At 66.8% G+C, this 25302-nt stretch carries 26 protein-coding genes and 1 pseudogene; 11 read left to right on the forward strand and 16 right to left on the reverse strand.

Annotation, left to right across the window (positions count from 1 at the left end):
- Positions 1 to 2 precede the first annotated feature (2 nt).
- The 4 genes from NK1_RS23390 to NK1_RS23405 all read right to left on the reverse strand — a co-directional run bounded on the left by NK1_RS23390 (position 3) and on the right by NK1_RS23405 (position 3053).
- Positions 3 to 854: an ABC transporter permease gene (locus NK1_RS23390; RefSeq protein WP_036497709.1), complete on the reverse strand. Its 852-nt coding sequence runs from the start codon at positions 852 to 854 to the stop codon at positions 3 to 5.
- A 4-nt stretch (positions 855 to 858) separates the two neighbouring features.
- Entirely contained in the window at positions 859 to 1623 is a 765-nt protein-coding gene (locus NK1_RS23395; RefSeq protein WP_030518640.1) for an MlaE family ABC transporter permease, read from the reverse strand.
- A 279-nt stretch (positions 1624 to 1902) separates the two neighbouring features.
- On the reverse strand, positions 1903 to 2820 hold the full coding sequence (locus NK1_RS23400) for a 3-oxoacyl-ACP reductase (protein WP_036497707.1): 918 nt from the start codon (positions 2818 to 2820) through the stop codon (positions 1903 to 1905).
- 44 nt (positions 2821 to 2864) lie between these two features.
- The gene (locus NK1_RS23405; RefSeq protein ID WP_063011908.1) at positions 2865 to 3053 is read right to left on the reverse strand and encodes a ferredoxin; all 189 of its coding nucleotides are present in this window, start codon (positions 3051 to 3053) and stop codon (positions 2865 to 2867) included.
- Positions 3054 to 3274: 221 nt separating this feature from the next.
- On the opposite strand from NK1_RS23405, the gene NK1_RS23410 reads away from it, so the two are divergent.
- Together NK1_RS23410 and NK1_RS23415 are read left to right on the forward strand one after the other, a co-directional pair.
- Positions 3275 to 4468, forward strand: coding sequence for an acyl-CoA dehydrogenase family protein (locus tag NK1_RS23410; protein WP_063011910.1), 1194 nt, complete (start codon positions 3275 to 3277; stop codon positions 4466 to 4468).
- 40 nt (positions 4469 to 4508) lie between these two features.
- Positions 4509 to 5606, forward strand: a complete 1098-nt coding sequence (locus NK1_RS23415) for an acyl-CoA dehydrogenase family protein (protein WP_063011911.1) — start codon at positions 4509 to 4511, stop codon at positions 5604 to 5606.
- Here NK1_RS23415 and NK1_RS23420 read toward each other — a convergent pair.
- Positions 5564 to 6157, reverse strand: a complete 594-nt coding sequence (locus NK1_RS23420; protein ID WP_157104401.1) for an AAA family ATPase — start codon at positions 6155 to 6157, stop codon at positions 5564 to 5566. The genes NK1_RS23415 and NK1_RS23420 overlap by 43 nt on opposite strands.
- Before the next feature lie 161 nt (positions 6158 to 6318).
- Here NK1_RS23420 and NK1_RS23425 point away from each other — a divergent pair, with 161 nt between their 5' ends.
- Positions 6319 to 6738, forward strand: coding sequence for a VOC family protein (locus NK1_RS23425; protein ID WP_063011913.1), 420 nt, complete (start codon positions 6319 to 6321; stop codon positions 6736 to 6738).
- A 38-nt stretch (positions 6739 to 6776) separates the two neighbouring features.
- Here NK1_RS23425 and NK1_RS23430 read toward each other — a convergent pair whose 3' ends face one another.
- Together NK1_RS23430 and NK1_RS23435 are read right to left on the reverse strand one after the other, a co-directional pair.
- Positions 6777 to 7589 (reverse strand): alpha/beta fold hydrolase, encoded by an 813-nt coding sequence (locus NK1_RS23430; protein ID WP_063011915.1) that lies wholly within the window; start codon positions 7587 to 7589, stop codon positions 6777 to 6779.
- A 32-nt stretch (positions 7590 to 7621) separates the two neighbouring features.
- A complete protein-coding gene (locus NK1_RS23435; protein WP_218023161.1) occupies positions 7622 to 8503 on the reverse strand; it encodes an alpha/beta fold hydrolase in 882 nt (293 codons plus the stop codon).
- Between the two features lie 23 nt (positions 8504 to 8526).
- Here NK1_RS23435 and NK1_RS23440 point away from each other — a divergent pair, with 23 nt between their 5' ends.
- Together NK1_RS23440 and NK1_RS34675 are read left to right on the forward strand one after the other, a co-directional pair.
- Complete coding sequence (locus tag NK1_RS23440) at positions 8527 to 9414, forward strand: LysR family transcriptional regulator (RefSeq protein WP_063011917.1); 888 nt, start codon at positions 8527 to 8529, stop codon at positions 9412 to 9414.
- A 245-nt stretch (positions 9415 to 9659) separates the two neighbouring features.
- Positions 9660 to 9803, forward strand: a complete 144-nt coding sequence (locus NK1_RS34675) for a hypothetical protein (RefSeq protein ID WP_157104402.1) — start codon at positions 9660 to 9662, stop codon at positions 9801 to 9803.
- Positions 9804 to 9851: 48 nt separating this feature from the next.
- On the opposite strand, the gene NK1_RS36350 is transcribed toward NK1_RS34675, so the two are convergent.
- The 5 genes from NK1_RS36350 to NK1_RS23465 form a co-directional block, all read right to left on the reverse strand.
- The gene (locus tag NK1_RS36350) at positions 9852 to 10304 is read right to left on the reverse strand and encodes a hypothetical protein (protein ID WP_063011919.1); all 453 of its coding nucleotides are present in this window, start codon (positions 10302 to 10304) and stop codon (positions 9852 to 9854) included.
- 33 nt (positions 10305 to 10337) lie between these two features.
- Entirely contained in the window at positions 10338 to 11327 is a 990-nt protein-coding gene (locus NK1_RS23450; protein ID WP_036497661.1) for a sigma-70 family RNA polymerase sigma factor, read from the reverse strand.
- 231 nt (positions 11328 to 11558) lie between these two features.
- Positions 11559 to 13208, reverse strand: coding sequence for an acyl-CoA synthetase (locus NK1_RS23455; RefSeq protein WP_063011921.1), 1650 nt, complete (start codon positions 13206 to 13208; stop codon positions 11559 to 11561).
- 214 nt (positions 13209 to 13422) lie between these two features.
- Positions 13423 to 14964 (reverse strand): acyl-CoA synthetase, encoded by a 1542-nt coding sequence (locus NK1_RS23460; RefSeq protein WP_063011923.1) that lies wholly within the window; start codon positions 14962 to 14964, stop codon positions 13423 to 13425.
- Between the two features lie 30 nt (positions 14965 to 14994).
- Positions 14995 to 16032, reverse strand: a complete 1038-nt coding sequence (locus NK1_RS23465; RefSeq protein WP_063011925.1) for an LLM class F420-dependent oxidoreductase — start codon at positions 16030 to 16032, stop codon at positions 14995 to 14997.
- A gap of 118 nt (positions 16033 to 16150) precedes the next feature.
- On the opposite strand from NK1_RS23465, the gene NK1_RS23470 reads away from it, so the two are divergent.
- The 4 genes from NK1_RS23470 (at position 16151) to NK1_RS23485 (ending at position 19897) form a co-directional block, all read left to right on the forward strand.
- Positions 16151 to 17161 carry a Zn-ribbon domain-containing OB-fold protein gene (locus tag NK1_RS23470; protein WP_063011927.1) on the forward strand — a complete coding sequence of 337 codons (1011 nt, stop codon included), beginning with the start codon at positions 16151 to 16153 and terminating at the stop codon, positions 17159 to 17161.
- Between the two features lie 12 nt (positions 17162 to 17173).
- The gene (locus NK1_RS23475) at positions 17174 to 18208 is read left to right on the forward strand and encodes a thiolase family protein (protein ID WP_063011929.1); all 1035 of its coding nucleotides are present in this window, start codon (positions 17174 to 17176) and stop codon (positions 18206 to 18208) included.
- Complete coding sequence (locus NK1_RS23480; protein WP_063011931.1) at positions 18205 to 19371, forward strand: thiolase family protein; 1167 nt, start codon at positions 18205 to 18207, stop codon at positions 19369 to 19371. The genes NK1_RS23475 and NK1_RS23480 overlap by 4 nt, the downstream gene beginning before the upstream one ends.
- A 103-nt stretch (positions 19372 to 19474) precedes the next feature.
- Complete coding sequence (locus NK1_RS23485; protein WP_063011933.1) at positions 19475 to 19897, forward strand: nuclear transport factor 2 family protein; 423 nt, start codon at positions 19475 to 19477, stop codon at positions 19895 to 19897.
- 68 nt (positions 19898 to 19965) lie between these two features.
- Here the strand turns inward: NK1_RS23485 and NK1_RS23490 are convergent, their stop codons facing one another.
- On the reverse strand, positions 19966 to 21150 hold the full coding sequence (locus tag NK1_RS23490; RefSeq protein ID WP_051024169.1) for a cytochrome P450: 1185 nt from the start codon (positions 21148 to 21150) through the stop codon (positions 19966 to 19968).
- Between the two features lie 213 nt (positions 21151 to 21363).
- Between NK1_RS23490 and NK1_RS23495 the strand changes: the two genes are divergently transcribed.
- Both NK1_RS23495 and NK1_RS23500 read left to right on the forward strand, forming a co-directional pair.
- Positions 21364 to 22530 carry a steroid 3-ketoacyl-CoA thiolase gene (locus NK1_RS23495; protein WP_036497647.1) on the forward strand — a complete coding sequence of 389 codons (1167 nt, stop codon included), beginning with the start codon at positions 21364 to 21366 and terminating at the stop codon, positions 22528 to 22530.
- Between the two features lie 358 nt (positions 22531 to 22888).
- Positions 22889 to 23305 carry a helix-turn-helix domain-containing protein gene (locus tag NK1_RS23500; protein ID WP_014348820.1) on the forward strand — a complete coding sequence of 139 codons (417 nt, stop codon included), beginning with the start codon at positions 22889 to 22891 and terminating at the stop codon, positions 23303 to 23305.
- Positions 23306 to 23440: 135 nt separating this feature from the next.
- On the opposite strand, the gene NK1_RS23505 is transcribed toward NK1_RS23500, so the two are convergent.
- The 3 genes and pseudogenes from NK1_RS23505 to NK1_RS35080 all read right to left on the reverse strand — a co-directional run.
- A complete protein-coding gene (locus NK1_RS23505) occupies positions 23441 to 24466 on the reverse strand; it encodes a hypothetical protein (protein ID WP_063011935.1) in 1026 nt (341 codons plus the stop codon).
- A 91-nt stretch (positions 24467 to 24557) separates the two neighbouring features.
- Entirely contained in the window at positions 24558 to 25070 is a 513-nt protein-coding gene (locus tag NK1_RS23510; RefSeq protein WP_039775925.1) for an ImmA/IrrE family metallo-endopeptidase, read from the reverse strand.
- 11 nt (positions 25071 to 25081) lie between these two features.
- Positions 25082 to 25302 (reverse strand): annotated as a pseudogene (locus NK1_RS35080) (cell surface protein); the annotation flags it as partial.

Raw genomic sequence — 25302 nt, forward strand, 5'->3', positions numbered from 1 at the left:
GCCTACCCGGAGAGATGGAAGTTGCCGGAGGTGCCGTAGATCGCCAGCGACATCAGCAGGGTCACCGACACCACTGCCACCAGCGAGGCGCGCACCGCGTTTCCGACCGCGATTCCGACACCGACCGGTCCACCGGTCGCGTTGTAGCCGTAGTAGGTGTGAATCATCATGACCGCCAAGGCCATGAGGATCGCCTGCACGAACGACCACAGGATGTCACTGGGAATCAGGAATGTGGAGAAGTAATGGTCGTACACACCGGCCGACTGGCCGTAGATGACGACCGTGGCGAAGCGGCTCGCGACGAACGACGCGATCACCGCCAGCGCGTAGAGCGGAACGATCGCGATCATGCCCGCCAGCACGCGCGTGCCGACCAGGAAGGGCATCGGCCGGATCGCCATGGATTCCAGCGCGTCGATCTCCTCGGCCACCCGCATGGCGCCCAGCTGGGCCGTCGCGCCGGCGCCGATGGTCGCGGCCAATCCGATGCCCGAGATCACCGGTGCCGCGATCCGCACATTGAGGAATGCGGCGAAGAATCCGGTCAGCGCCTCGACACCGATATTGCCCAGCGAGCTGTAGCCCTGCACCGCGATGGTGCCACCGGTGAACAGGGTGAGGAAGCCGACGATCACCACCGTGCCGCCGATCACCGCCAAAGCGCCTGTGCCCATGCTGATTTCGGCGATCAGGCGAATGGTTTCGGTGCGATAGTGCGTGAATGCCTTCGGTACCGAGGCCAACGACCTGCCGTAGAACTGGGCGTGATGCCCGATTCCGTCCATCGAACTCGAAACCCGCCGCACGCGTCGAACAGTACGGGGGAAGCGGGACTGGATTACGAACGCCATCTGATCACCGCACCGTGAACTTGATGCCGACGGCGGTGACCACGACGTTCACCACGAACAGAGCCATGAAGGAGAAAACCACCGTCTGGTTGACCGCGTCACCCACACTCTTGGGACCGCCCTTGACGTTGAGACCGAGGTAGCAGGCCATCAGTCCGGCGATCAGACCGAACAGCGCGGCCTTGACCTCGGAGATCACCAGCTCCGGCGTATGGGTGAGCAGGGTGAGCCCGTTGACGAAGGCGCCGGGGTTGACCCCTTGCAGGAGTACCGAGAACAGGAAGCCGCCGGCGATGCCGATCGTCGAGACCAGGCCGTTGAGCAGCGCCGCGACGAACATCGAGGCGAGTACGCGCGGTACCACCAGGCGATGGATCGGGTCGATGCCGAGCACCTTCATGGCGTCGATTTCTTCCCGGATCGTGCGAGCGCCCAGGTCGGCGCAGATCGCGGTGGCGCCGGCGCCGGCGACGATCAGCACCGTCACGATCGGACCGACCTGGGTGACCGTTCCGAATGCGGCGCCCGCGCCGGAGAGATCGGCCGCGCCGATTTCGCGCAACAGAATATTCAGCGTGAAGCTCACCAGAACCGTGAACGGGATCGCGACCAGGATGGTCGGGATGATCGACACCCGGGCGACGAACCACGACTGGTCGACGAATTCCCGTCGCTGAAATGGCGGACGTATCAAGGCCCGCGCCACAGCGGCCACGAGTTCGAAGAACCCGCCGACCGCACGCAACGGCACGGCAAGAACCTCGTTCATTCCGCGATTCCTCCTTGCCGACCCGTACGCGCAACGTTGCGCCAGCGAGCCTCCACACCTCTTCCGCTCCGAAGATTAGAACACGTTCACATCGAATCGGAAGAGAATTTGACATTTTTGACCTGCTCTTTTCATCCGAGCTTCAGCTCCGAAGCTAGAACAGGTTCATACGGTGTACAGAACGCCTTTGTGAGGCACCCCACAACCATCGACCCCCATGTCTACCAAGTGCGAGACCGCCGATCAACCGGAGTTGGTCGGACGACCTGCACCTGATAATCAGCCGAGATCGTGCAGCGAACTCGCAGAAAACGTACGCCCGGCGGGGCGCTCGGCGAAGTAGGTGCCGAGTGTGTCGGCCAGCGCGTCCGCACTCCATTCCGCGCCGGCGGCGTCGAAGCGCGCCTCGACTTCGGGTGCGGCCATCAGCGCGACCATGGGGCCGTACACGACGAACACCTGACCATTGATCGCGTCGGCGCCCGGAGAGGCCAGGTAGGCGACCAGGCGGGCGACATGCTCGGGCGCCAGCGGGTCCACATCCCCTTCGGGAGCGGCGGAGAAGACCGATTCCGTCATGGCGGTCCGGGCCCGCGGGCAGATGGCGTTGGCACGCACGCCGTATCGCGACAAACCGCGCGAGGCGGACAACGTCAGCGCGGTGATTCCGGCTTTCGCCGCCGCGTAATTCGGCTGCCCTTCCGGACCCAGCAAACCGGCTTCCGATGACGTGTTGATCAGGCGCCCGTAAATTGGAGCACCGGATTCCTTCGATTTACCGCGCCAGTAGGCGGCGGCATTACGCGACAACAGGAAATGGCCGCGCAGATGGACCGCGAGGACCGCGTCCCAGTCCTCGTCGGAGAGATTGAAAAGCATGCGGTCGCGGACGATTCCCGCATTGTTGACGACGATGTCCACACCGCCGAAGGTCTCGTCCGCGGTACGAATCAGGGCGTCGGCGGTGGCACGCTCGGCCACACTGCCACCCACGAATTCCGCTTTCGCGCCCAGCGCGCGAATATCGGCCAGGGTGGCGGCCACCGCATCGCTTTCGGCCAGATCGTTGACCACCACCGAGGCGCCGGCCCCGGCCAGCGCCAGCGCTTCGGCCCGCCCGAGGCCCGCGCCGGCTCCGGTCACGATCGCTACCTTGCCGGACAGATCCGTCCCCGGCTGATTCGACGATTCACTCACGCCGTGACTCTAGAACGTGTTCCAGTTATCGGCAAGCATCCATTTCACTGCAACCGCAGGGCGGCCTTCGGGCATTGCGCGACAGCGGTCTCGACGTCGGAGAGCCGGTCCTCGGGCACGTCGGCGGTGAGGACGTGCAGCTGGTCCTCATCGTCGAGTTCGAAGACGTCGGGGGCGATTCCGACACAGATTCCGTTGGCCTCGCACTGGTCGAAATCCACACTGACCTTCATTGATAACTCCTTCACCACCAGGTAGTGCCGAGCCTACAAGCCCGGCCGGGCCGCTGCGGCCGAAGCGGCCGGATTCGGTTTCCATACTGGAACATGTTTCAGTAGATATGCAATGATCGACGTCAGGGCAGATCGGCCCAGCGCGGACCGTCGCCGGACCGATCGTCACAGGGCGATGTCGTCACATCCGCCATCACATCACCGAGCACGAGGTAACCGCCATGCGGATTGCTTATACCGAGCAACAGGAGCAGCTGCGCGCCGAGCTCCGCGACTATTTCGCCAAGCTGATCACGCCGGAGCGCCGCGAGGCTTTGTCGTCGCAGACCGGTGAGTACGGGCACGGCAACGTCTACCGCGAGGTCGTGCAGCAGATGGGCCACGACGGCTGGCTCACCCTCGGCTGGCCCAAGGAGTACGGCGGCCAGGACCGCTCGACGATGGATCAGCTGATCTTCACCGACGAGGCGGCCGTCGCGGGTGCGCCGGTGCCGTTCCTGACCATCAACTCGGTGGCGCCGACGATCATGCACTACGGCACCGAGGAGCAGAAGAAGTTCTTCCTGCCCAAGATCTCGGCGGGCGAATTGCACTTCTCCATCGGGTATTCCGAGCCCGGCGCAGGTACCGACCTGGCGTCGCTGCGCACCACCGCGGTCCGCGACGGTGACGACTGGGTGATCAACGGCCAGAAGATGTGGACCAGCCTCATCCAGTACGCCGATTACATCTGGCTGGCCGCCCGCACCGACCCGACCGCCAAGAAGCACAAGGGCATCAGCATGTTCATCGTGCCGACCTCGGCCGAGGGCTTCTCCTGGACGCCCGTGCACACGATGGCCGGGCCCGACACCAGCGCCACCTACTACCAGGACGTGCGGGTGCCCCATTCGGCGATGGTCGGTCCCGAGAACGGCGGCTGGGCGCTGGTCACCAATCAGCTCAACCACGAGCGGGTGGCGTTGACCTCGGCGGCGCCGCTGGCGCTGGCGGTCGCGCAGACCACCGAATGGGCGCGCGACACCAAGGATTCCAGCGGCGCGCGGGTGATCGACGCCGAGTGGGTGCGGCTGAATCTGGCGCGGGTCCACGCCCAGGTGGAATTCCTCAAACTGCTGAACTGGGAGATCGCCTCCGGCGCCGATGCGGGCGGCGACGCCGCGCCCCGGCCGTGGGATGCCTCCACCTGCAAGGTGCTCGGCACCGAATTGGCCACCGAGGCCTACCGACTGCTGATGGAGATCCTCGGACCGCAGGCGTATCTGCGGCAGGACTCCCCCGGCGCGCAGCTGCGCGGACGGCTCGAACGGATGCATCGTGCCTGCCTGATCCTGACCTTCGGCGGCGGCACCAACGAGGTGCAGCGCGACATCATCGCGATGACCGCCCTCAAACAGCCCGCTGCCGCCCGCTGAGCCGCGGACCGGTCGGACACGTCGAAAACTAGGAACAACGATGGATTTCACACTTACCGAGGGGCAGCAGGATCTCGCGCGGCTGACCGGCGAGGTCTGCGCCAAACTCGTCACCGCCGACCGGCTGCGGGAACTGGACAAGGCCGAGGTCCGCTTCGACGACCAACTCTGGCGGTCGCTGGCCGAGACCGGCGTGCTCGCGGCCGCGCTGCCGGAATCGGTGGGCGGCAGCGGACTCGGTGCGCTGGAACAGACCGCGATCCTGCGGGAGATCGGCAAATCCGCCGCCCCCGTGCCCTATCTGTGGTCGGTCGTCCTCGGCGCCGGCGCGCTGGCCCGCTGGGGTGACGAGGCGCAGCGCGAGCTGGCGGCGAAAGCCGGTGCGGGCGAGACGATTCTGGCCGTGGCACTGTCGGAGGAACGCAACTGGGAGCCGGCGAAGCCCACCACGACCGCGACCGAGGAGGGCGGCTGGAAGCTGGTCGGCGCCAAGACGGTTGTTCCCTTCGCCGCACAGTCCGCGCGAATCCTGGTGCCCGCCACGGTCTCCGGCAAAGCCGCGGTCTTCCTGGTCGACCCGGCGGACGCGCGCGTCACGCCGCAGCAGGTGGTCGACCGCAGCCCGCAGGCCGAGGTCGAATTCGATTCCACGCCCGCCGAATTGATCGGCACCGTGGACGACGGCGCCGAAATCCTCGCGTGGCTGCTGAACCACGGCTGGCTCGGCCTGGCCGCACAACAGCTCGGGACCTTGGAGCGCGCGGTCGAACTCGTCGCCGAATACGGCCGTGAGCGTGAGCAGTTCAATCGCAAGATCGGCAGCTTCCAGGCGGTCGCGCAGCGGCTGGCCGACGGCTACATCGACCTGCAGGGGCTGCGACTGGCGGTCACCCAGGCCGCGTGGCGGGTCGACGAGGGGCTGCCGGCGGAGGCGGAGATCCACACCGCCAAATTCTGGGCCGCCGAGGCCGGTCACCGCATCGCCCACACCGCCGTGCACGTGCACGGTGGCGTCGGCATCGACCGCGACCACATCGTCCAGTGCTACTTCACCGCCGCCAAACACAACGAGTTCGCGCTCGGCGGCGCCACCGATCACCTGCGCGCTCTGGGCACCCTCCTGGCCGAGGCCCACTGACGCAGGCGCTCGCCCGGGCCGAACCGCCGCTCCACCGGTTCGGCCCGGGCGAGTATTTCTCCGACGGTCTCCTCGACCGTGAGATCGGTTGTGTCCAGCCATAATCCGATGCGAGGCGTTTCCGCGTGCAGGACGGTGTCGAGCTGATCCACGGTGAAGACCCCGTAGGCCTTCTTGTCCCGTCCGGCCTCACGCCGGGCCACCGCGGCCGGACGCGGGCTCAGCACGACCACGTACAACGGGTCGGTGTGAATCTGCTCGATCATCCACGGCAGCAGATCGCCCAGGACGACGTCCTGGACCACCGCCGTGAATCCCGCGGCGGCGTAGTCGTCGGCCGTCGCGGCGGCCAGGCGGTGCCGTAACCGCAACTGCCGCAGGGCTTCCTCGCTCGGTTCGCCGGACATCTCCGCGCGGCCACCGACCACGAAGCGGCGGAACACGTCACCGTGGACGTGGGCGGAGCGGGGCAGTCGTTCGGCGAGGGCCTGCGCGACCGTCGATTTTCCGGCCGCTTGGATACCGGTGATCAGGTAGACGGCACTCGACATGGCCGGACGGTATCGCGCAGGACACTCGACCGCTAGCGAATTTTCCCGGCCGGTGCGGCATCAGTGCAGCTCAGAGCCGGTGCGCCGAGGTTTCCGATGAGTTTGCCGCGCCCACCGCGTCTCTACTGACGACACGTATTGATGCCGCGAGAGGACCGGACATGCCCAGCAAGATGATCTTCATCAATCTCCCCGTCGAGAATCTGGAGCGGTCCACATCGTTCTACGAGGCGCTGGGCTGGAAGGTGAATCCGGACTTCACCGACGAGAACGCCGCCTGCGTGGTGGTCGACGACAACATCTGTCTGATGCTGCTGGTCCGGCAGTACTTCGACACCTTCACCAACCGCCCGATCGCCGACACCCGGGCGGCCACCGGTTCGATCTACGCGCTCTCACTGGGCAGCAGGGCGGAGGTCGAGTCGCTGATCGCCGCCGCGGTGGGCGCGGGCGCCACGGAGGAGGTCAGCGAGGACAAACGCGCCCAGGAGGAGGCGGTGGGCATGTTCAGCCGCGCCTTCGTCGATCCCGACGGTCACCACTGGGAGGCCTTCTGGATGGATTATCCCGGCGGCAACTGATCCGCGCCGGGTGAGCGGCCGGCCGCTCACCCGGGCGTTCATGCCGTCTGCGCGTCCAGGAAGCTGATGATCTTGGCGTGGAAACCGGCCGGGTCCTCGCCCGGAGCCCCGTGGCCGGCATCGATCTCGGCGTAGCGGGCGTCGGGTATCGCGGCGAGCAGCTGCTGTTGCTGCGCCGCCGGAACGACCCGATCGTGCGCACTGGCCAGGATCAGCGTCGGCGCGGCGATGTTGCCGAGCAGATCGGTGAGATCCACGGTGCGATCCACCTCGGTCTGCCGTGCGGCGCCGCGCGCGATCACCTTCGCCAGCTGTTCGATCAGGGCCGCGTTCTGTTCCGCGCTGGTCCGCTCCCAGTAGCGCGGGCCGAACGCCATCAGCGGCAGCATGTGCGCGAACAGGCTGGTGCCGTAGGCGGCATCGGCGCGCAGCACCTCGATCCAGTAGCGGAATTCGGCGTCCATCCGCGCGTCGGTGCGCACCCAGCCCGCATGCATCAGCAGGGAGCGCACGCGGTCGGGTACGGTCGCCGCGACGTGCGCGGCCACCACCGCGCCCAGCGAATGCCCGACCAGGTGGAATCGGGCCAGTCCGGCGTGGTCGGCGACGGCGCGCACCTCGGCGGCCAGATCGGCCACGGTGAGCGCGCCGCCGTGGTCGACGGTGTCACCGGAGCCCGAATAGTCCAGTGCCACAACGGTATAGCGGTCGGCGATGTCCGCGGTCAGCGGTGTCCACTGGTCGCGGGCGGCCGCCGTGCCGTGGACCAGCACGACCGCCGGACCCGTTCCGGTCACCTCATAGGCGACCTCGGCGGTTCCGCCATGGATTCGGGCTGTTGCAAATGTCATCGAATATCCTTGTGTCGCAGTTGGTTCGGTGGTCAGGCCGCAGCCTGCAGAGCGAAGTTCGCGATCGCCGCGCGCAGGGCGGCCGTGAACTCGGCGGCCCGCTCCTGTTGCGGCATATGGCCCGCGCCGGCGATCACGCCGACCCGCGCGCCCGGTGTGAGCGCCGCGCAGGCTCGCGCCACCGCCACCGGGATTTCGGCGTCCAGCTCGCCGTGCAGATAGTGGATCGGCGTGCGCAGCCGCGGCAGCCGCGGCCGGGGATCGTAGGTCGCGAAGAGGTGGAACAGTTCATCGATGTACACACCCGAATCGAGGATCTGCCGCACGGTCCAGTCCACCAGGGCCGGCGAGGTTCCCGGGGCATACCAGTTCGGCACCCAGCGCGCGACGAATTCGGCCCGGTGATCCCGCATTTCGCCGATGATCTCGGCCAGCGGCATCCCCTGTCCGGGCCAGTAGGCCGGGCCGTCGACCGCGACCACGCCGCCGAGCAGATCCGGACGGGCCAGCGCCAGTTCGGTCGCGAAGGTCGCGCCCACCGAGGATCCGATCACGACGGGGCGATGCAGCCCGAGTTGCCGGATGAGCTCCACCAGGTCGGCGAGCACACCGGTGAGGTTGTTGCCGGCGACCGGCCGGTCCGAACGCCCGCAGCCGCGCCAATCGACGGTGACCACCCGGAACTCGGTGACCAACGCCGCCTGCTGAGCGCCCCACACCCGCCCGCTGGTACCCCAGCCGTGCAGGAACAGCAGCGGCTGCCCGGTTCCCTGATCCTCGTAGTACAGCTGGACGTCGTCGACGGTGAGATACGGCATGGTCATCACTTCCCGGTGCGGTTTCCGATGTGCTGAGACCAGGAAATCGCGTTCGGCCGCGCCGAAAAATGAGGGAACCGCGCTGGCACTGTTCACCGAAACTGATTAATCTCGCCGCCGTGGAGCTCCGCCAATTGCACTACTTCCTGACCGTGGCCGAGGAACTGCACTTCGGACGCGCGGCCGAGCGGCTGCATATCGTGCAGTCGGCCGTCAGTCAGCAGATCACCCGGCTGGAGCGGGAATTGGGCGTCGCACTGTTCGAGCGGACCACTCGCACGGTGCGCCTCACCGAGGGCGGGCGGCGACTGCTCCCGCATGCCGAACAGGTACTCGCCGCGGTGGCGCAGGCCCGTGCCGCCATCGACGATCTGCGCGTCGAACGCACCGGCACGATCCGGCTGGGCACCAGCACCGGCCTCGGCACCCGCCTGGAGAACATTCTCGTGGCCTTCGCTCACCGCGCCCCGCACGCCCACCTCGAACTGGTCGACGCGGACACCGAGAGTCGGATGAAGCGGGTGCGCTCGGGGGAACTGGACGCGGCGATCGTGCGTGGTCCGCGGGACGAACCCGGCCTCGAACTGCTGCCGCTGTGGTCCGACCGACTGGTGGCCGCGATCCCCGCTCGGCACGACCTCGCGGTGTTGCGCGAGATCGACCTCGCGCGCCTCGCGCAGTTGCCACTGCGATTGGTCGCCCGCGCCCGCAATCCCACCCTCTACGACCTGGTCGTCGATTCGTGCCGGGAGGCCGGGTTCGCACCGGCCTTCGGACCGGAGTTCACCACCGAACAGGACACGCTGGCCGCGATCGGCTTCGGCGCGCCGAGCTGGACGGTGTACTACGCGGCCCAGGCGGCGAATTTGTCGTTCCCGGGGGTGGTCTGGCGTCCTCTGCGCAACCCGGAGCCGAGGATGCCGAGCTATCTCGCGGTGCGGCCCGATCCGCCGCGTGCCGAGTTGCGCGCACTCATCGAGGCCTGCCACACCGTCACCGACCGATGACCTGCTCGTAGCCTCCCTCTCGCCGAAGATGTTCTGCTCCAGCGCAATTCGTTCCACCCCGCGACCTCCGCCGACGTACCCGGCGCGGCCACTCCGGCCTTGCCGAGCTATCGGCGCGCCACGCGAGCCCTGCGGCCACCCGCGAACATCTCGCAATACCGATACCATGTGATCGCGGTATTCTCCTGTGGCGCAACGTCTTCCGATTTTCGTATGCTGGAACTCCGAGCGGTGGGGGGTATCCGGTGAAACGTCTGCTGATGTTCGTTCTGGCGGCCGTCGCGGCGCTCTCGAGCTACGACTACGCACGCTCCCCCGGACACGTCGGGATGGCGGTGGCGGCCGGAGTCGTCATCACGATCTGGCTGACCGCCAAGGCGATCGACTGACAGTCGTGTGGCCCCCGATTTGTCGAGGGCCACACGCGGGTTGCGTGGTCACGCACCGGCCGGCACTCGCTCACGAGCCGGCGACCGGAACGTCGCCCAGCCGAGCGCCGCCGCCGGCACCGCGATTCCCGCAGCGGCGCCGACCTCGGGGGCACGGACCACCGCGAAGACGGCCGCGCCCAGGCCCAGCGTCGCGGTCAGGGCACCGAGCACGTCGACCGAACCGCCGGGCGCGGCCGCCCCGCCGGGAACCAGCACCGCGGCCGCGACGACGGCCAGCGCGGCGATCGGGATGTTGATGTAGAAGACCCACGGCCACGAGGCGTACTCGGTGATGAGCCCGCCGAGAAATACGCCGGCGGTACCGCCCGCCGGGGCGGCGGCGCGGATACCCGAGTCGACATGGAAATGCTCACTCCTCGGTTGCGGGCGCCTCCGCTGCGCCCGAGACTCCGAGGTCGATATCTCTGTGACCGCGAAAGAAGAAGGCCCGTCGGTCATTCGACCGGCGAGCCCTTCACGATGCCGAACGGATCAATCGCGCAACTCCGGTGGCAATCCGAACAGCGGGAACAGCCGGTCGGTGTCGAGGAAGAAGTTCAACCCGCTGATCGCGGGGCCGTCGAATTCCAGCACCGTGATCGACCAGGGCGAGAAGACCCCGGGCTCGTCGGTGGGTTTGTACTGACCGAAGGCCGGCAGTCCGTTGGCGCCGGCCAGCGGGATCAACCGCGAACCCCGGCAGGCCGAGGGACCTTCCGACAGCATGAACCGAGCGACGTTCTCCGGGCCGGAGACCCACAGCTCGATAGGCGGCATCGACAGCGCCACATCCTGTTTCAGCAGCGAGGTGAGCGCATCCATGTCGTAGGCCTCGAAGGCGCGCACGAAACCGTCGACGAGTTTGCGCTGGCTGTCGTCGGATTCGTCGTAGCCGCTCGACTCCGAGGGCTGCACCTTCGACATGGTCGCGCGTGCCCGCTGCAGCGCGCTGTTGACCGAGGCCGGCGACATCGTCAACATCTCGGCCGTCTCGTTGGCCGAGAACCGCAGCACCTCCCGCATGATGAGGATCGCCCGCTGGGTGGCCGGCAGATGCTGACAGGCCGCCACGAACGCCAGCCGCAGCGAATCCTTGGTGCTGGCATGTTCGGCCGGGTCGGCGCCGAAGGCCAGCGCGTTCGGAATCGGTTCCACCCACACGTAATCCGGCTGCGGCGGCGGCAGCGGGCTGTCCGGACTCGACGGCCCGGACAGATCCATCGGCCGGGCCCGGCGCTGCGGGCCGTCGAGCATATCCAGGCAGATGTTCGTGGTGATCTTGTACAGCCACGATCGCAGACTGGACCGGCCCTCGAACGAGTCGTAGGCCTTCCAGGCCCGAGTGAAAGTCTCCTGAACCGCGTCCTCTGCCTCGAACGAGGAACCCAACATCCGATAGGCGTAAGCACACAGCTCCCGCCGGTAACTCTCGAATTGCTGCAGCACGTCGTCGACGGTGCCGGCGGAAGCTTGTTCGCTCATGCGGATCACTGTGGCACAGGGCACCGACAGAAAACACCCCGGAAGTAGGGGCATCGACACGGACGCCGTGCTCAGCAGGCCGCGGCTCCGCAATGGCGCTCGACGGATCTTCGGCGGACGACGGTCGCCGCCTTCCGGCGATACGAGATCGCCGCGCCTCCACTCCGGTGGCGGGCGCGGCGATATCGATTGCCAGTTATTTACTTCGGCGAGCTATCTATTTCCGCGTGGCTATTTCGAGGACGCCTGGGATTCCTCGTCGGCCGGGCGCGAGCGGGCATGTTCGTTGGCCCACCGGTAGTCGGGCTTCCCGGCAGGCGAACGCTTGATCTCGTCCACGAACCACAGGCTGCGCGGCAGCTTGTAGGAGGAGATCTCCTTGGTCAGCACCGGACGCAGCTCCTCGAGCGTCGGACGGTTGCCACCGCGACACTGCACGACCGCGGCCACCCGCTGTCCCCAGCGCTCGTCCGGCACACCGATCACCAGCGCGTCGAAGATCTCCGGATGGCATTTGAGCGCACCCTCGACCTCCTCCGGGTAGATCTTCTCGCCGCCGCTGTTGATGCTGACCGACCCGCGGCCCAGCATGGTCACGGTGCCGTCCTCCTCGACCCGGGCGAAGTCGCCGGGGATCGAGTAGCGAACGCCGTTGAACTCCTTGAACGTCGCGGCGGTCTTCACCGGGTCGTTGTAGTAACCGAGCGGGATGTTGCCGGTGCGGGCCAGCACACCCACCTGACCGGAGCCGGGCGCGACGGGGTTGCCCTCCTCGTCGATGACCGCGGTGGAGGCGTCGATCTTGACCCGGGGACCACCGGTATGGGTCGCCCCCTTGGCCGCCACCGACAGGCCGCCGAAACCGGTTTCCGAGGAGCCGATGGAATCGGTGATGACCGTATTCGGCAGCAGCTCGATGAACTCGTCCTTCAGCGCCGGGGAGAACAGCGCCGCACTGCTGGCCATCGCCCACAGACTCGCGTGCTGGTACGGCTCACCGGTTTCCGGATGGCCCTCCTTGAGCGCGTCGAGCATCGGCCGCGCCATGGCGTCACCGGTGATGAAGATGAGGTTCACGCCGTGGCGGTCGATCGCCTGCCACACGGTGTGGGCGCTGAACTCCGGCAGCATGATCGTCTTGCCGCCGTCGAACAGGCCGTGGAAGGTCGCCGACTGCGAACCGCCGTGGATCATCGGCGGGATCGGATAGCGGACCATCTGCCCACCGGCGGCGCCGGCCTTGGCCTGCTGCCACTCGTCCTCGATCGCCTCACCGGTAACGAAGTTGATGCCGCCGCCGAGCACCCGCCACCAGTCCTCGTGCCGCCACATGACGCCCTTGGGCATGCCGGTGGTGCCGCCGGTGTAGATCATGAAGATGTCGTCGTTGGAGCGGTCGCCGAAGTCGCGCTCGCCGTGCGAAGCCGCCAGGGCCGCTTCGTATTCCACCGAATCCGCGGGCAGCGGCACCTCGGCTTCGGTACCGTCGTTCACGGCGATGACCGTCTTCAACTTCGGCGTGTTCGGCCGCACGGCCGACACCTTGTCGCTGTAGCGACGTTCGTGAATCAGCGCGACCATATCGGAATTGTCGAAAATGTATTGCAACTCGTTCTCGACGTACCGGAAGTTCACGTTGATCATTACTGCCCGCGCCTTGAAGATCGCGACCATGGCCTCCACGGCCTCGATCGTGTTGCGCGAGTAGATGCCGACCTTGTCACCCGGCTGCACACCCTGTTCTTGCAGGTAGTGCGCCAATCGGTTGGCCCGGTCCTCCAGCTCGGCATAGGTCACCGAGCGGACGTCGTCGGCCAGCGCGACACGGTCCGGCACGAGGTCGATGGTGTGTTCGACAAGGTCCGCTATGTTGTAGCTCACAGGACCAAAATAGAACGTGTTCTCACGCCTGACAAGACTTGATTTACACAGTTTACTAATTCCGCCGAAGCGGCAGCGGGTTTTGCCGGAACGCGTATTCTGCAACGCCGACGAGCCCGCCGGCACAGCCGGGCGGGCTCGAGGGCGCGCGATCGAGGACGCCCCACACAGGGCAGGACGGTAAGGGCGTCCGGACTCGATCGGCAGACTGCGGCTACGCGGGCACGTAACGCTCGCGCAGCTTGCGCTTGTACAACTTGCCGTTCGGATCGCGGGGCAGTTCGGGCAGGTAGTCGATGCTCCTGGGCAGCTTGTACTTCGCCAGGCGAGCCGCGGCGAACTCCATCAGCTCCCGGGTCAGCTCGTCGTCGGCCGCGACCCCTTCGGCCGGCTGCACGACCGCCTTGACCTCTTGGCCCCAATCCGGATGCGGGATACCGAAAACCGCCACGTCGGCGACCTTGGGATGGGTGATCAATTCACCCTCGATCTCGGCAGGATAGATGTTCACGCCCCCGGACAGGATCAGGTCCGAGCGCCGGTCGTGCAGGAACAGATAGCCGTCGGCATCCATATGCCCGATGTCGCCCACGGTGAACAGATCGCCCACCCGCGCGTCCTCGGTCTTCGACTTGTCCTTGTGGTACTCGAAGTTGGAACCGCCCATCTTCATGTACACCTGGCCGACCTCACCGGGTGCGACCTCGTCGCCGTTCTCGTCGAGCACCTTCACCACCGCGTACGGCCACGCCTTGCCGACCGAACCGGGCTTGCGCAACCACTCCTCGCCGGAGATCGACGTGCCGCCACCCTCGGTCGCCGCGTAGTACTCGGTGACGACCGGACCCCACCACTCCAGCATCCTGCGCTTGGTCTCCTGCGGGCACGGCGCGGCGCCGTGGATCATGCAGCGCAGCGAGGAGACGTCGTAGCGCGCCCGCACCTCCTCCGGGAGGGCGAGCAGCCGGTGGAACTGGGTGGGAACCATATGGCTGTGGGTCACCCGATGCGTGTCGATCAGCCGCAGCATCTCCTCCGGATCCCACTTGTCCATCAGAACCACCTTGTGCCCCAATTGAATCGAGATCGAGGCGAAGTTCAGCACGGCGGTGTGATAGAGCGGCGAGCCGCAGATGTGCACGTGGTCGTCGAAGGGCTGGATGCCGAAGAGTCCGAAGAAGCCGGTCGCCTGCGGGCCCACCACATCGGGATCGGCGCCGGTCAGCGGACGCCGAACTCCCTTGGGGCGTCCGGTGGTTCCCGAGGTGTAGAGCATCGGCGCACCGGTGGTCCGGACGTCGGGGCGTCCGGACTCCCCCGCGCCGAGTTCGGCCAGAGGCTGGAAGCCGTCGATCTCGCCCACCGAATAACGCGCGCTCGCAGAAACATTCGCCTCATCGGCGGCGATCGACGCGGCCTCGGCGAAGCGCTCGTCGGCGATGAACACCTTCGCCTCGCTGTCGCCGAGAATGTAGGCGACCTCCGGACCGGTCAGATGCCAGTTCACCGCGACGATGTACAGCCCGGCCTGATAGGCCGCGAAGTACACGGCGAGCGCTTCGGTGGTGTTGTGCACCATCGACACCAGCACATCGCCGGGCTGTAAACCCTTGGCCTGTAAGCCTCGTGCGATGCGGTCGGCCTGATCGGCCAGCTCCCGGTAGCCGACCTCCCGCCCCGACGGATCGACGACCGCGATCCGATCGGGGTCGGCGGCCGCGATATTCCACAGTCCCAGCTTCTGCGCCGGCTCCATCGAAGTCACTCCTCGAATCTAGAACGTGTTCTACATCTGAACAAGGGGGGTGAGGCGGTGCAGCTGCGCCACGTCACGAACCGTCACCAGCAGCATTCCGACGCCCGCCGCCTCCCAGACCTTCAGCTGGGAGCGCACATGGTCCTCGTCGCCGATGATGGCGGTATCGAGGATCAGCTGGTCCGGAATCACGGCGGCGGCCTCGTCCTTGCGGCCGGAGCGGAACAGCCGGGTGATCTCGTCGACCTCGGCGCCGTACCCCATCCGGCGATAGACCTGGGCGTGGAAGTTCAGTTCCTCGGCGCCCATGCCGCCGATGTAGAGCGCCATCACCGGTTTGATCCGATCGATCTCGGCGCGGGCGTCGTCGGTGATGATCACCTGGCAGCTCGCCGCGATCTCGAAATCCTCGCGGGAACGCCGGGCACCGGGCCGGGCAAACCCCTCGTCGAGCCATTCGTCGTACATTCCGGCCAGTCGCGGCGTGTAGTAGATCGCCAGCCAGCCGTCGGCGATCTCGGCCGTCAGCGCCACGTTCTTGGGCCCCTCGGCGCCGAGCCAGATCGGCAGATCCGCACGTAGCGGATGGGTGATCGGCTTGAGCGGTTTACCCAGGCCGGTCGAGCCCGGCCCGTCGTAGGGCAGCCGGTACTGCGCGCCCTGGCTCACCACGGGCGCCTCGCGGGCCAGCACCTGGCGGATGATCCCGACGTACTCCCGGGTGCGCTGCAACGGTTTGGCGAACGGCTGGCCGTACCAGCCCTCCACCACCTGCGGACCGGAGACGCCCAGGCCCAGGATGTGGCGGCCACCGCTGAGGTGATCGAGGGTCAGCGCGGCCATCGCGGTCGCGGTGGGAGTGCGGGCGGACAGCTGCACCACGGATGTTCCCAGCCGCATCCGCTGGGTGGACGAGCCCCACCAGGCCAATGGCGTGAAGGCATCCGAACCCCAGGACTCGGCGGCGAAGACCGCGTCGAATCCGGCCTCCTCGGCGGCCACCACCAATTCCCCGGCGTTGGGCGGCGGCCCCGCACCCCAATATCCGAGCTGCAATCCGAACCGCATCATCGACTCCTTCCGCCCGGCCCGTTTCACCGAGCCCGCTGCCGGACACCTTTCCAGGTAGCCCTTGCCACCAGAATAAGAACCTGTTCTACTCGATATCGTGACCAATGGGAACACCATGACCGGCGTAATCGCGAAAGGCAGCGGTCCGGAAGCGGAACCCGCACCCGAGGTACTCAGCGCCGAACTACGAATGAAGTTCGACTACACCCGATCGGTCGGACCGACCATCGGCCGGTTCCTGACCGGACTGCGCGAGGGCCGGATCGTCGGCGTCCGCGGCAGCGACGGCCGGGTGATCGTGCCGCCGGCGGAATTCGATCCGGTGACCGCGGAGCGGCTGACCGACTTCGTCGACGTCTCCGATGTCGGCACGGTGCAGAGCTGGAGCTGGGTCGCCGATCCGCTGCCCGGCCAGCCGTTCGACCGCCCCTTCGCCTGGGCGCTGGTGAAATTCGACGGCGCCGACACCGCGGTGCTGCATGCCCTCGACGTGTCCTCTCCCGACGAGGTGCGCAGCGGATTGCGCGTGCGGGTGCGCTGGGCCGCCGAACGCAGCGGCAGCATCCACGACATCGCCTGCGTGGAACCGGGCGAGACCTCTTCGGCCCCAGCCGGTTCCACCTCGCCGGACGCCGATGCGGCCGAACCGGTCACCGGCATCGTCACGCCGATCGACCTGCGGTACAAGCACACCGCCTCGCCGACCGAGACGCGGTATCTGAAGGCGCTGGTCGAAGGTCGCCTGATCGGCGGTCGCGCCGACGCCGAGAGCAAGGTGTACTTCCCGCCCCGCGGCGCCGACCCGATCGACGGCCGCCCGACCGACGAGATGGTCGATCTGCCCGATACCGGCACCATCACCACGTTCTGCATCGTGAACGTGCCGTTCATGGGCCAGAAGATCAAGCCGCCGTACGTCACCGCGTACGTACTGCTCGACGGCGCCGATATTCCGGTGCTGCACCGGGTGCTGGGCTGTGACCCCAGCGAAGTCCGCATGGGTATGCGCGTGAAGGCGGTGTGGAAGCCGCGCGAGGAGTGGGGTTACACGCTGGAGAACGTGGACCACTTCGAGCCCAACGGCGAGCCGGACGCGGACTACGACAGCTACCGGCACCACCTCTAGGAGCGAAACACCTTGAGCGACAACGCAACAGATATCGCGGTGGTGGGCTTCGCCCACGCCCCGCATGTCCGTGAAACCTACGGCACCACCAACGGTGTCGAAATGCTGGTCCCGTGCTTCCGGCAGCTGTACGACAAACTCGGCATCGGCGTGTCCGATATCGACTTCTGGTGCTCGGGATCTTCCGATTACCTTGCCGGACGCGCCTTCTCGTTCATCTCCGCGATCGACTCGATCGGCGCCGTGCCCCCGATCAACGAATCGCACGTCGAAATGGACGCGGCCTGGGCACTGTACGAGGCGTGGGTGAAACTCCGGTCCGGACAGGCCGACACCGCCCTGGTCTACGGCTTCGGCAAGCCGTCGGCCGGCACGCTGCGGCAGGTGCTGACGATGCAGATGGATCCGTACCTGGTCGCCCCGCTGTGGCCGGACGCGGTCTCCGTGGCCGGACTGCAGGCCCGAGCCGGGCTCGACGCCGGACACTGGACCGAACGCGATATGGCCGCGGTCTCGGCCGCCGACGACGCCGAGATCGAGAAGCGGCTCGCCGCACCGTATGTCGCGAATCCGCTGCGCGAACACGACATCGCACCCATCACCGACGGCGCCGCCGCGATCGTGCTGGCCCGCGGCGACAAGGCCCGCGAACTGTGCGAGCGGCCCGCCTGGCTGACCGGTATGGCGCACCGCATCGACACCCCGATGATCGGCGCGCGCGATCTGACCACCTCCCCTTCCACCGCGGCCGCGGCCAAGGCGGTGCTCGGCGGGGATGCGAGCGGATTCGATGTCGCCGAACTGCACGCGACCTACAGCCACGAACAGCTGATCCTGAAGCAGGCCATCGGACTGAGCGAGTCCACCCGCATCAACCCCTCGGGTGGCGCGCTGGCGGGCAATCCGATGTTCGCCGCCGGTCTCGAACGAATCGGCTACGCGGCCAACGAAATCATGAACGGCACCGCCGAGCGAGCCCTCGCACACGCCACCAGTGGTCCGGCGTTGCAGCAGAACTTGGTGGCCATCCTGGAGGCTGGACGATGACCAATCAAGCCGCCGTACTCGGCACGGGACAAACCCATCACGTGACGAAACGGACCGATGTCTCTATGGCCGGTATGTGCCGCGAGGCAATCGATCGCGCACTCGAAGATGCCGATCTGACCATGGCCGACATCGACGCCGTGATCGTCGGTAAGGCGCCGGATCTGTTCGAGGGCTCGATGATGCCCGAACTGTTCATGGCGGATGCCCTGGGCGCCACCGGAAAACCGCTGCTGCGCGTGCACACAGCGGGTTCGGTCGGCGGCTCGACCGGCGTGGTCGCCACCAACCACGTGCAGGCCGGCGTGTACCGCCGGGTGCTGGCGATCTGCTGGGAGAAGCAGTCCGAATCCAATGCCATGTGGGCCCTGTCGAATCCGGTGCCGTTCACGATGCCGGTCGGCGCCGGCGCGGGCGGGTACTTCGCACCGCATGTGCGCGCGTACATCCGGCGGGCCAACGCTCCCCTGCACATCGGCGCGATGGTCGCGGTGAAGGATCGCCGCAACGGCGCGAAGAATCCGTTCGCGCATCTGCGCCAGCCCGATATCACCATGGAATCGGTACTCGCGTCCCAAATGCTCTGGGACCCGGTGCGTTTCGACGAGACCTGCCCCTCCTCCGACGGCGCGTGCGCGATCGTGATCGGCGACGAGGAATCGGCGAAGGCGGCCGAGGCATCGGGTAAGAAGGTCGCGTGGGTGCACGGCACCGCCATGCGCACCGAACCGCTGGCCTACTCCGGCCGCGACCAGGTCAACCCGCAGGCCGGACGCGACGCCGCGGCCGCGCTGTGGAAGCAGGCCGGGATCACCAATCCGCTCGAGGAGATCGACGCCGCCGAGATCTACGTCCCGTTCTCCTGGTTCGAGCCGATGTGGCTGGAGAACCTGGGCTTCACTCCCGAGGGCGAGGGCTGGAAGCTGGTCGATGCGCGCGAGACCGAAATCGGCGGGAAGCTGCCGGTCAATCCCTCGGGCGGCGTATTGAGTTCCAATCCGATCGGCGCATCCGGCATGATCCGCTTCGCGGAGGCGGCCAAGCAGGTAATGGGCCGGGCGGGCGATTACCAAGTCGAGGGGGCCCGAAAAGCGTTCGGCCATGCCTATGGTGGCGGATCACAGTACTTCTCGATGTGGGTAGTGGGCTCGGAACCACGGTGACACGTAATTCCGCCGGCATTTCCGGCTCACCGGATTGCCGGCGGAAAGCACATTTGCAATTCCATCAGCAAATTCACCGAAACCACCGAGCCGGGAGTCCGAGATGACCACAACCACCACCACCGAACATCCGGCGCGCCTGGCCGGACGGGCCTCCCAGGCCGCGGTGCGCGCCCGGGACAAGGAGGCGTGGCTGGCACTGTTCGCCGCCGACGGCATCGTCGAGGATCCGATCGGCCCCTCGGTCTTCGATCCCGAGGGTGTCGGCCATCGCGGCCGCGACGCCATCGCGGCGTTCTGGGACAAGGCCATCGCCCCCACCGAATCCATCGATTTCGTCTTCGGCGACTCCTTCGCCTGCGGCCACGAGGTGGCCTTCACCGGGCTGATCCGCACCCAGCTGGGCGGACATGTCATCGACGCGGAGGGCGTGTTCACCTACAGGGTCGACGACGCCGGCAAGATCGTGGCACTGCGCGCGTTCTGGGAAACCGATCGCGCGATGGGAACCATGCGCAAGCAGTGAGACCGCCGTACCGACAACAGGGCGGGCACCCATCGGGTGCCCGCCCTGTTCGTGTTTCAGGGTGCGAATCAAGCCTTGGTCTTGTAGTCGACCTGGAATTCCTTGATGCCGTTGAGCCAGCCCGAGGTCAGGCGCTTGGGGTCGCCGAGCTTGGTGATATCGGGCAGGTGGTCGGCGATGGCGTTGAAGATCAGGTCGATCTCCAGCCGCGCGAGGTTGGCGCCGATGCAGAAGTGGGCGCCGGTGCCACCGAAGGACAGGTGCGGATTCGGATCGCGAGTGATGTCGAAGGTGTACGGATTCTCGAACACCTCCTCGTCGAAATTGGCCGAGCGGTACATCAGCAGCACGCGCTGGCCTTTCTTGATCTGCACCCCGGACAGTTCGGTGTCGACCAGCGCGGTCCGCTGGAACGAGCTCACCGGTGTGGCCCAGCGGATGATCTCGTCGGCGGCGGTGGCGGGCCGCTCGCGCTTGTAGAGCTCCCACTGCTCCGGGTTCTCCAGGAACGCGATCATGCCGTGGGTGATGGCGTTGCGGGTGGTCTCGTTACCGGCGACCGCCAGCAGGATGACGAAGAAGCCGAACTCCTCCGAGGTCAGCGCCTCACCGTCGATATCGGCATTGACCAGGGTGGTGACGATGTCCTCGGCCGGTTGGGCCTTGCGGGCCTCGGCCATCTGCCAGGCGTAGCCGAGAATCTCCATCGACGAGGCGGCCGGGTCGGCATCGCTGTCCGGATCGTCGTAGCCGGTCATCTCGTTGGACCACTGGAAGACCTTCATCCGGTCTTCCTGCGGGACGCCGATGAGTTCGGCGATCGCCTGCAGCGGCAGCTCGCAGGCCACCTGGGTGACGAAGTCGCCGGCCCCGCTGGCCGCGGCCGCGTCGACGATCGACTTGGCGCGCGCGGACAGCTCCGCGCGCAGGCCGTTGATCGCGCGCGGGGTGAAACCCTTGGAGATCAGTTTGCGCAGTTTGGTGTGTTCGGGCGCATCCTTGTTGATCAGGATGTGGCGCTGCAGCTCGATGGCCTCGCGCGGGATGTCGTCGTTGAAGCGGGGAATCGCGGTGTTCTCGTAGGTGGAGAAATCGTCGCGCCGCGAGACCTCCTTGACATCGGCGTGCTTGGACACGACCCAGAAGCCGTCGTCGTGGAACCCTCCGACCTCCGGAGACTGCGGGTTCCACCAGATCGGCGCGGCCCGGCGCAGCTCCGCGAACTCTTCGACGGGAATGCCGCGGGCCCACATATCGGGATCTGTGGCGTCGAACCCCTCGGGGAGGTTCGGAGCTACATGGGTGTCAACCACCAGTTGTCTCCTTCGACTAACTGAAACACGTTCTACCTTCATTGCAGCATAGGTGGTATCAGTAGTAAAGAAGCCATAGTCCGCCCTCAGTACATCCACAGAACTTGTTCCAGTTTCTGTGCTGATACGGATCCTGTTCGAAAGGTTGAAGTTATGGGCACCCCCGTCATCGTCGAGGCCGCGCGCACCCCGATCGGCAAACGCAACGGCTGGCTGGCCGGCCTGCACGCCGCCGAGGTGCTCGGCGCGGCCCAGCGCGGCGTCCTCGAGCGCGCACAGCTCGATCCGGCACTGGTCGAACAGGTCATCGGCGGCTGCGTCATGCAGGTCGGCGAGCAGAGCAACAACGTGACCCGCACCGCGTGGCTGCACGCCGGACTCCCCTGGCAGGTGGGCGCGACCACCATCGACTGCCAGTGCGGTTCGGCCCAGCAGGCCAACCACCTGATCGCGGGGCAGATCGCCCAGGGCGCGATCGACATCGGCGTCGCCTGCGGCGTCGAATCCATGAGCCATGTCCCGCTGGGCGCGAACGTGGGCGAGAACGCCGGCCCCCGCCGCCCCGCGAGCTGGGATATCGATATGCCCAATCAGTTCGAGGCCGCCGAGCGAATCGCCAAGCGGCGCGGCATCACCCGCGACGATATCGACGAATTCGGCGTGCGCTCACAGCGTTTGGCCGCCCAGGCCTGGGCGGAAGGGCGTTTCGACCGTGAGGTGCTGACCATCGCCGGCGCGCCGCAGGTCGACAAGGAGGGCACCCTCACCGGCGAGACGCTCGACGTCAACCGCGACCAGGGTCTGCGCGAGACCAGCCGGGAGAGCCTGGCGAAGCTGAAGCCGGTGCTGGAGGGCGGAATTCACACCGCCGGCACCTCGTCGCAGATCTCCGACGGCGCGGCCGCGGTGCTGCTCATGGACGAACAGGCCGCGGCGCGTGCCGGACTGAAGCCGCGGGCTCGCATCGTCACCCAGTGCCTCGTCGGCGCCGAGCCGGAGTTCCACCTGGACGGTCCGGTGCAGGCGACCACGCGCCTGCTGGAGAAGTCGGGCATGAGCATCGCCGATATCGATCTCTTCGAAATCAACGAGGCCTTCGCCTCGGTCCCGCTGTCGTGGGCGTCGGTGCACAAGCCGGATATGGATCGGGTCAATGTCAACGGCGGCGCGATTGCGATCGGACATCCGGTCGGCAGCACCGGGTCACGTTTGATTACCACCGCCCTGCACGAGCTCGAACGCTCCGACAAGTCGATCGCAATGGTCCTCATGTGCGCCGGTGGCGCACTTGCGACCGGGACAATCATCGAGCGGTTGTAATACCGAACAGATTTCCTCCCTAGTTGAACGTTCATCCTCACAGCCCCTAGACGTGTCGTACGCCACACAAACTGCGATACAGACAAAAGGATGAGATGTCAGCTATCTTTCGGTTATCAATGGCCCGTTGAACGAGACTCGTTCGACGGGCCAGAACCGGAGCGTACTGCCCCTCGACCAGTGAGGGCGCGTTGCCCCGCAAACGTGCCGACGCTGAACAGTTCCCGGACGGCCGACCTGGAAGCTTCAAGGAAATCCTGAATCAGGCGTAGGTTTTCAGTTACTCAGCCGCTAATATCAATGATACGTATCCGAGATAACGACTGTTAGTACAGCGAAGGGAATTGGGCGGCTCACAATGGCTGATTTCGCGGCGCGGCTGAACAAGCTGTTCGAAACCGTGCATCCCCCGGGGCGTAAGCCGCACACCAATGCCGAGGTGGCGGCAGCGCTCACCGCCTCCGGGCATCCGATCTCGAAACCGTATCTCTCGCAGTTGCGGTCGGGTCAGCGGACGAACCCCTCAGATGAGACGGTTGCCGCACTGGCAAAGTTCTTCAAGGTCAAACCGGACTACTTCTTCAACGACATCTACGCCGCCAAGATCGACCATGATCTGGAGTTGCTGTCCCAGCTGCAGGGCTATGGACTGCGTCGGCTGTCGAGCAGGGCGTTCGATCTCTCCGAAGAGTCGCAGAACCTCCTGACCTCGATGGCCGAAAAGCTCCGGGCGAGTGAGGGTCTACCCGAGGTTCCACCGGACGGCACGGAATAGCAAGTTGGACAAGGCAACACAGTGCGGCACTCGGAACCGCACTGTGTTGTCTTGTGACCTGAGACCGAGGCGGAGACGCTTCGGTCTCCACTGTGCGAACGGACCGCCGCCCAATCGGTCCGGTCGCACCGATGATCAATCCGCCTGCGTGACCGCTGATTTCCGGTCGGTCGCGGTGCGCTCGAAGGCGCGGGCGATCGCCTGCACCCAACCGCGCGAGCTCAGTCCCTCCGGCGGTGCGATCCAACGGGCGTCGACGATGTCGTCACCGAGCGGATTGCGGGCCCAGCGGGCCACCCGTTCGGCACGGTCGGTGACCGAGCGGGCGGGCGCACCGGCCGCCGCCAACTCCATGCCGCCGCCGGTCTGCAGATACAGCGCGTCCATGATCTGGGCCACCTGATCGGAAGCCTTGAGCTGGGTGGCCGACACCGTCTGCTCGTGTGCCACCACCTCGGGGAAACGCTTGATCATCGTGCGGTGCAGGGCCCGAATCTGGCGCAGCAGCAGGCGCGCCCGCACCCAGAGCTCGATCACGATCCATACCGCGCCGACCGCGATCAGCAGGCTCGCGAGCTGCCAGGCCGGCCAGAACCAGCCCGGATCGCCGGGCCGCACGGGTTGTTCACCGCTCGCCAGCCGCCGAATCGACAGCGCCGCAAGCACTCCCGCGACGACCGTGCCGGTGGTGTAGAGCGCGATACCGCGTCCCAGCGCCGTCCAGTCCAGATTGCGCAGACCGGTGACGGCGATGAAGGCGCAGCCGAGCAGGGTCATGACCCAGCCGAACAACATCGACCACCCGATGGTGGCGGCGATGACCAGGGCGCCGAAACCGTAGACCATCCAGGCGATTTGGCGCAGATTCCGACGCGAGACCACCGGCCACGCGGCGGCCGCCACCACCGACGTGGCCACCGCGAACAGCAGCCAGGTCGCCACCACCAGCCGGTCGGCCAGCGCAGCGCCGTTGATGCCCTGCGGCAGCGCGTGATCCACCGCGACCGCGATCTCGGGTATGCCGAGGGTGGACGCGGCGGCCACCGCCGCGACCGCGATCACGATCGCCACCCGGGCCGTGGTCGCGGGCTTCACCAGGACGCGACCGATGCGGGCACCGGCCGCCATCCACACCAGCAGGGCCGTCAACCAGAACGTCATACCTAGTCTGTCCCCTTCGTCAGACGAGCCTTCTGCGGATGACCGAGAGGCCCTCCATGGTTACGCAGGCTGCCGCCCCCGGGCCGCTCGGTCATCCGAGGGCCTCGTCGAATCGGAGCACCGAGACACCGGCGCCGCGGTTGTTGAAGACGCGCAGGCGGGTCATCAGCATGCCGGCGAAGGTTTCGGCTTCCCACTCGTACTGATCGTCGCGCCCGTCGTCGACGATCTGCTGATGCGCGCGCTGGGACAGCATGTAGGCGATCAGATCGTCGCTGGCCTCGAGCGTCACCTCGGCGGCCGGTTCACCCGGGTGGTCGAAGACCACATGGCCCAGTTCGTGCGCGAGGGTGTGGTCGCGGCTGGGCAGGGCCGCGGCCAGCACGATCACGTCCTTGTCCGGATAGCTGCGGCGCTGACCGCAGACGCCCGGACCGAGCTGAGCATCGGCGATCTCGATCATGCGGCCGCGTTCGGCAGCGATCGCGAGGACCACCTCCTCCAGCGTGGTGGCGTCGAAATCGGCGGCGACCGCGCACACCGCGTCGACGGCGGCGGCGACGCGGCGGTAGGAGCGGCCCGTCTGAATCCGGCTCTCGGTCATCTGGCGCCCCCTCAGGCCCTCGGTCCGAAGAATTCCGCGCGTGCGGCGTCGATGCGCGCCTGCGCGGCGGAGGCACTCTGGAAACTCACCGCGCCGGAGCCGGCCGCGGCCAATGCCATGGCGATCACGCCGCCGAGCACGGCCAGCGTCTTCACCTCGGGCAGTCCGCTGGTGGCAGCGGTCGGGCGCACGGCCGGATTGGGTTGCGCCAGTGCGGGCGCCGGGGCGGCCG

The sequence above is a fragment of the Nocardia kruczakiae NBRC 101016 genome (assembly GCF_001612965.1).
GTDB lineage: Bacteria > Actinomycetota > Actinomycetes > Mycobacteriales > Mycobacteriaceae > Nocardia > Nocardia kruczakiae.

What these genes read in the sequence shown, in the direction of transcription:
- NK1_RS23505 (WP_063011935.1), bottom strand. Translation starts at nt 24,466, where the DNA reads ATGACGTTCTGGTTGACGGCCCTGCTGGTGTGGATGGCGGCCGGTGCC.
- NK1_RS23450 (WP_036497661.1), bottom strand. Translation starts at nt 11,327, where the DNA reads ATGAGCGAACAAGCTTCCGCCGGCACCGTCGACGACGTGCTGCAGCAA.
- NK1_RS23410 (WP_063011910.1), top strand. Translation starts at nt 3,275, where the DNA reads ATGCGGATTGCTTATACCGAGCAACAGGAGCAGCTGCGCGCCGAGCTC.
- NK1_RS23490 (WP_051024169.1), bottom strand. Translation starts at nt 21,150, where the DNA reads ATGTGGGCCCGCGGCATTCCCGTCGAAGAGTTCGCGGAGCTGCGCCGG.
- NK1_RS23460 (WP_063011923.1), bottom strand. Translation starts at nt 14,964, where the DNA reads ATGGAGCCGGCGCAGAAGCTGGGACTGTGGAATATCGCGGCCGCCGAC.
- NK1_RS23470 (WP_063011927.1), top strand. Translation starts at nt 16,151, where the DNA reads ATGACCGGCGTAATCGCGAAAGGCAGCGGTCCGGAAGCGGAACCCGCA.
- NK1_RS23485 (WP_063011933.1), top strand. Translation starts at nt 19,475, where the DNA reads ATGACCACAACCACCACCACCGAACATCCGGCGCGCCTGGCCGGACGG.
- NK1_RS23425 (WP_063011913.1), top strand. Translation starts at nt 6,319, where the DNA reads ATGCCCAGCAAGATGATCTTCATCAATCTCCCCGTCGAGAATCTGGAG.
- NK1_RS23480 (WP_063011931.1), top strand. Translation starts at nt 18,205, where the DNA reads ATGACCAATCAAGCCGCCGTACTCGGCACGGGACAAACCCATCACGTG.
- NK1_RS23395 (WP_030518640.1), bottom strand. Translation starts at nt 1,623, where the DNA reads ATGAACGAGGTTCTTGCCGTGCCGTTGCGTGCGGTCGGCGGGTTCTTC.
- NK1_RS23495 (WP_036497647.1), top strand. Translation starts at nt 21,364, where the DNA reads ATGGGCACCCCCGTCATCGTCGAGGCCGCGCGCACCCCGATCGGCAAA.
- NK1_RS23500 (WP_014348820.1), top strand. Translation starts at nt 22,889, where the DNA reads ATGGCTGATTTCGCGGCGCGGCTGAACAAGCTGTTCGAAACCGTGCAT.
- NK1_RS23405 (WP_063011908.1), bottom strand. Translation starts at nt 3,053, where the DNA reads ATGAAGGTCAGTGTGGATTTCGACCAGTGCGAGGCCAACGGAATCTGT.
- NK1_RS36350 (WP_063011919.1), bottom strand. Translation starts at nt 10,304, where the DNA reads ATGACCGACGGGCCTTCTTCTTTCGCGGTCACAGAGATATCGACCTCG.
- NK1_RS23510 (WP_039775925.1), bottom strand. Translation starts at nt 25,070, where the DNA reads ATGACCGAGAGCCGGATTCAGACGGGCCGCTCCTACCGCCGCGTCGCC.
- NK1_RS23430 (WP_063011915.1), bottom strand. Translation starts at nt 7,589, where the DNA reads ATGACATTTGCAACAGCCCGAATCCATGGCGGAACCGCCGAGGTCGCC.
- NK1_RS23390 (WP_036497709.1), bottom strand. Translation starts at nt 854, where the DNA reads ATGGCGTTCGTAATCCAGTCCCGCTTCCCCCGTACTGTTCGACGCGTG.
- NK1_RS23415 (WP_063011911.1), top strand. Translation starts at nt 4,509, where the DNA reads ATGGATTTCACACTTACCGAGGGGCAGCAGGATCTCGCGCGGCTGACC.
- NK1_RS23420 (WP_157104401.1), bottom strand. Translation starts at nt 6,157, where the DNA reads ATGTCGAGTGCCGTCTACCTGATCACCGGTATCCAAGCGGCCGGAAAA.
- NK1_RS23465 (WP_063011925.1), bottom strand. Translation starts at nt 16,032, where the DNA reads ATGCGGTTCGGATTGCAGCTCGGATATTGGGGTGCGGGGCCGCCGCCC.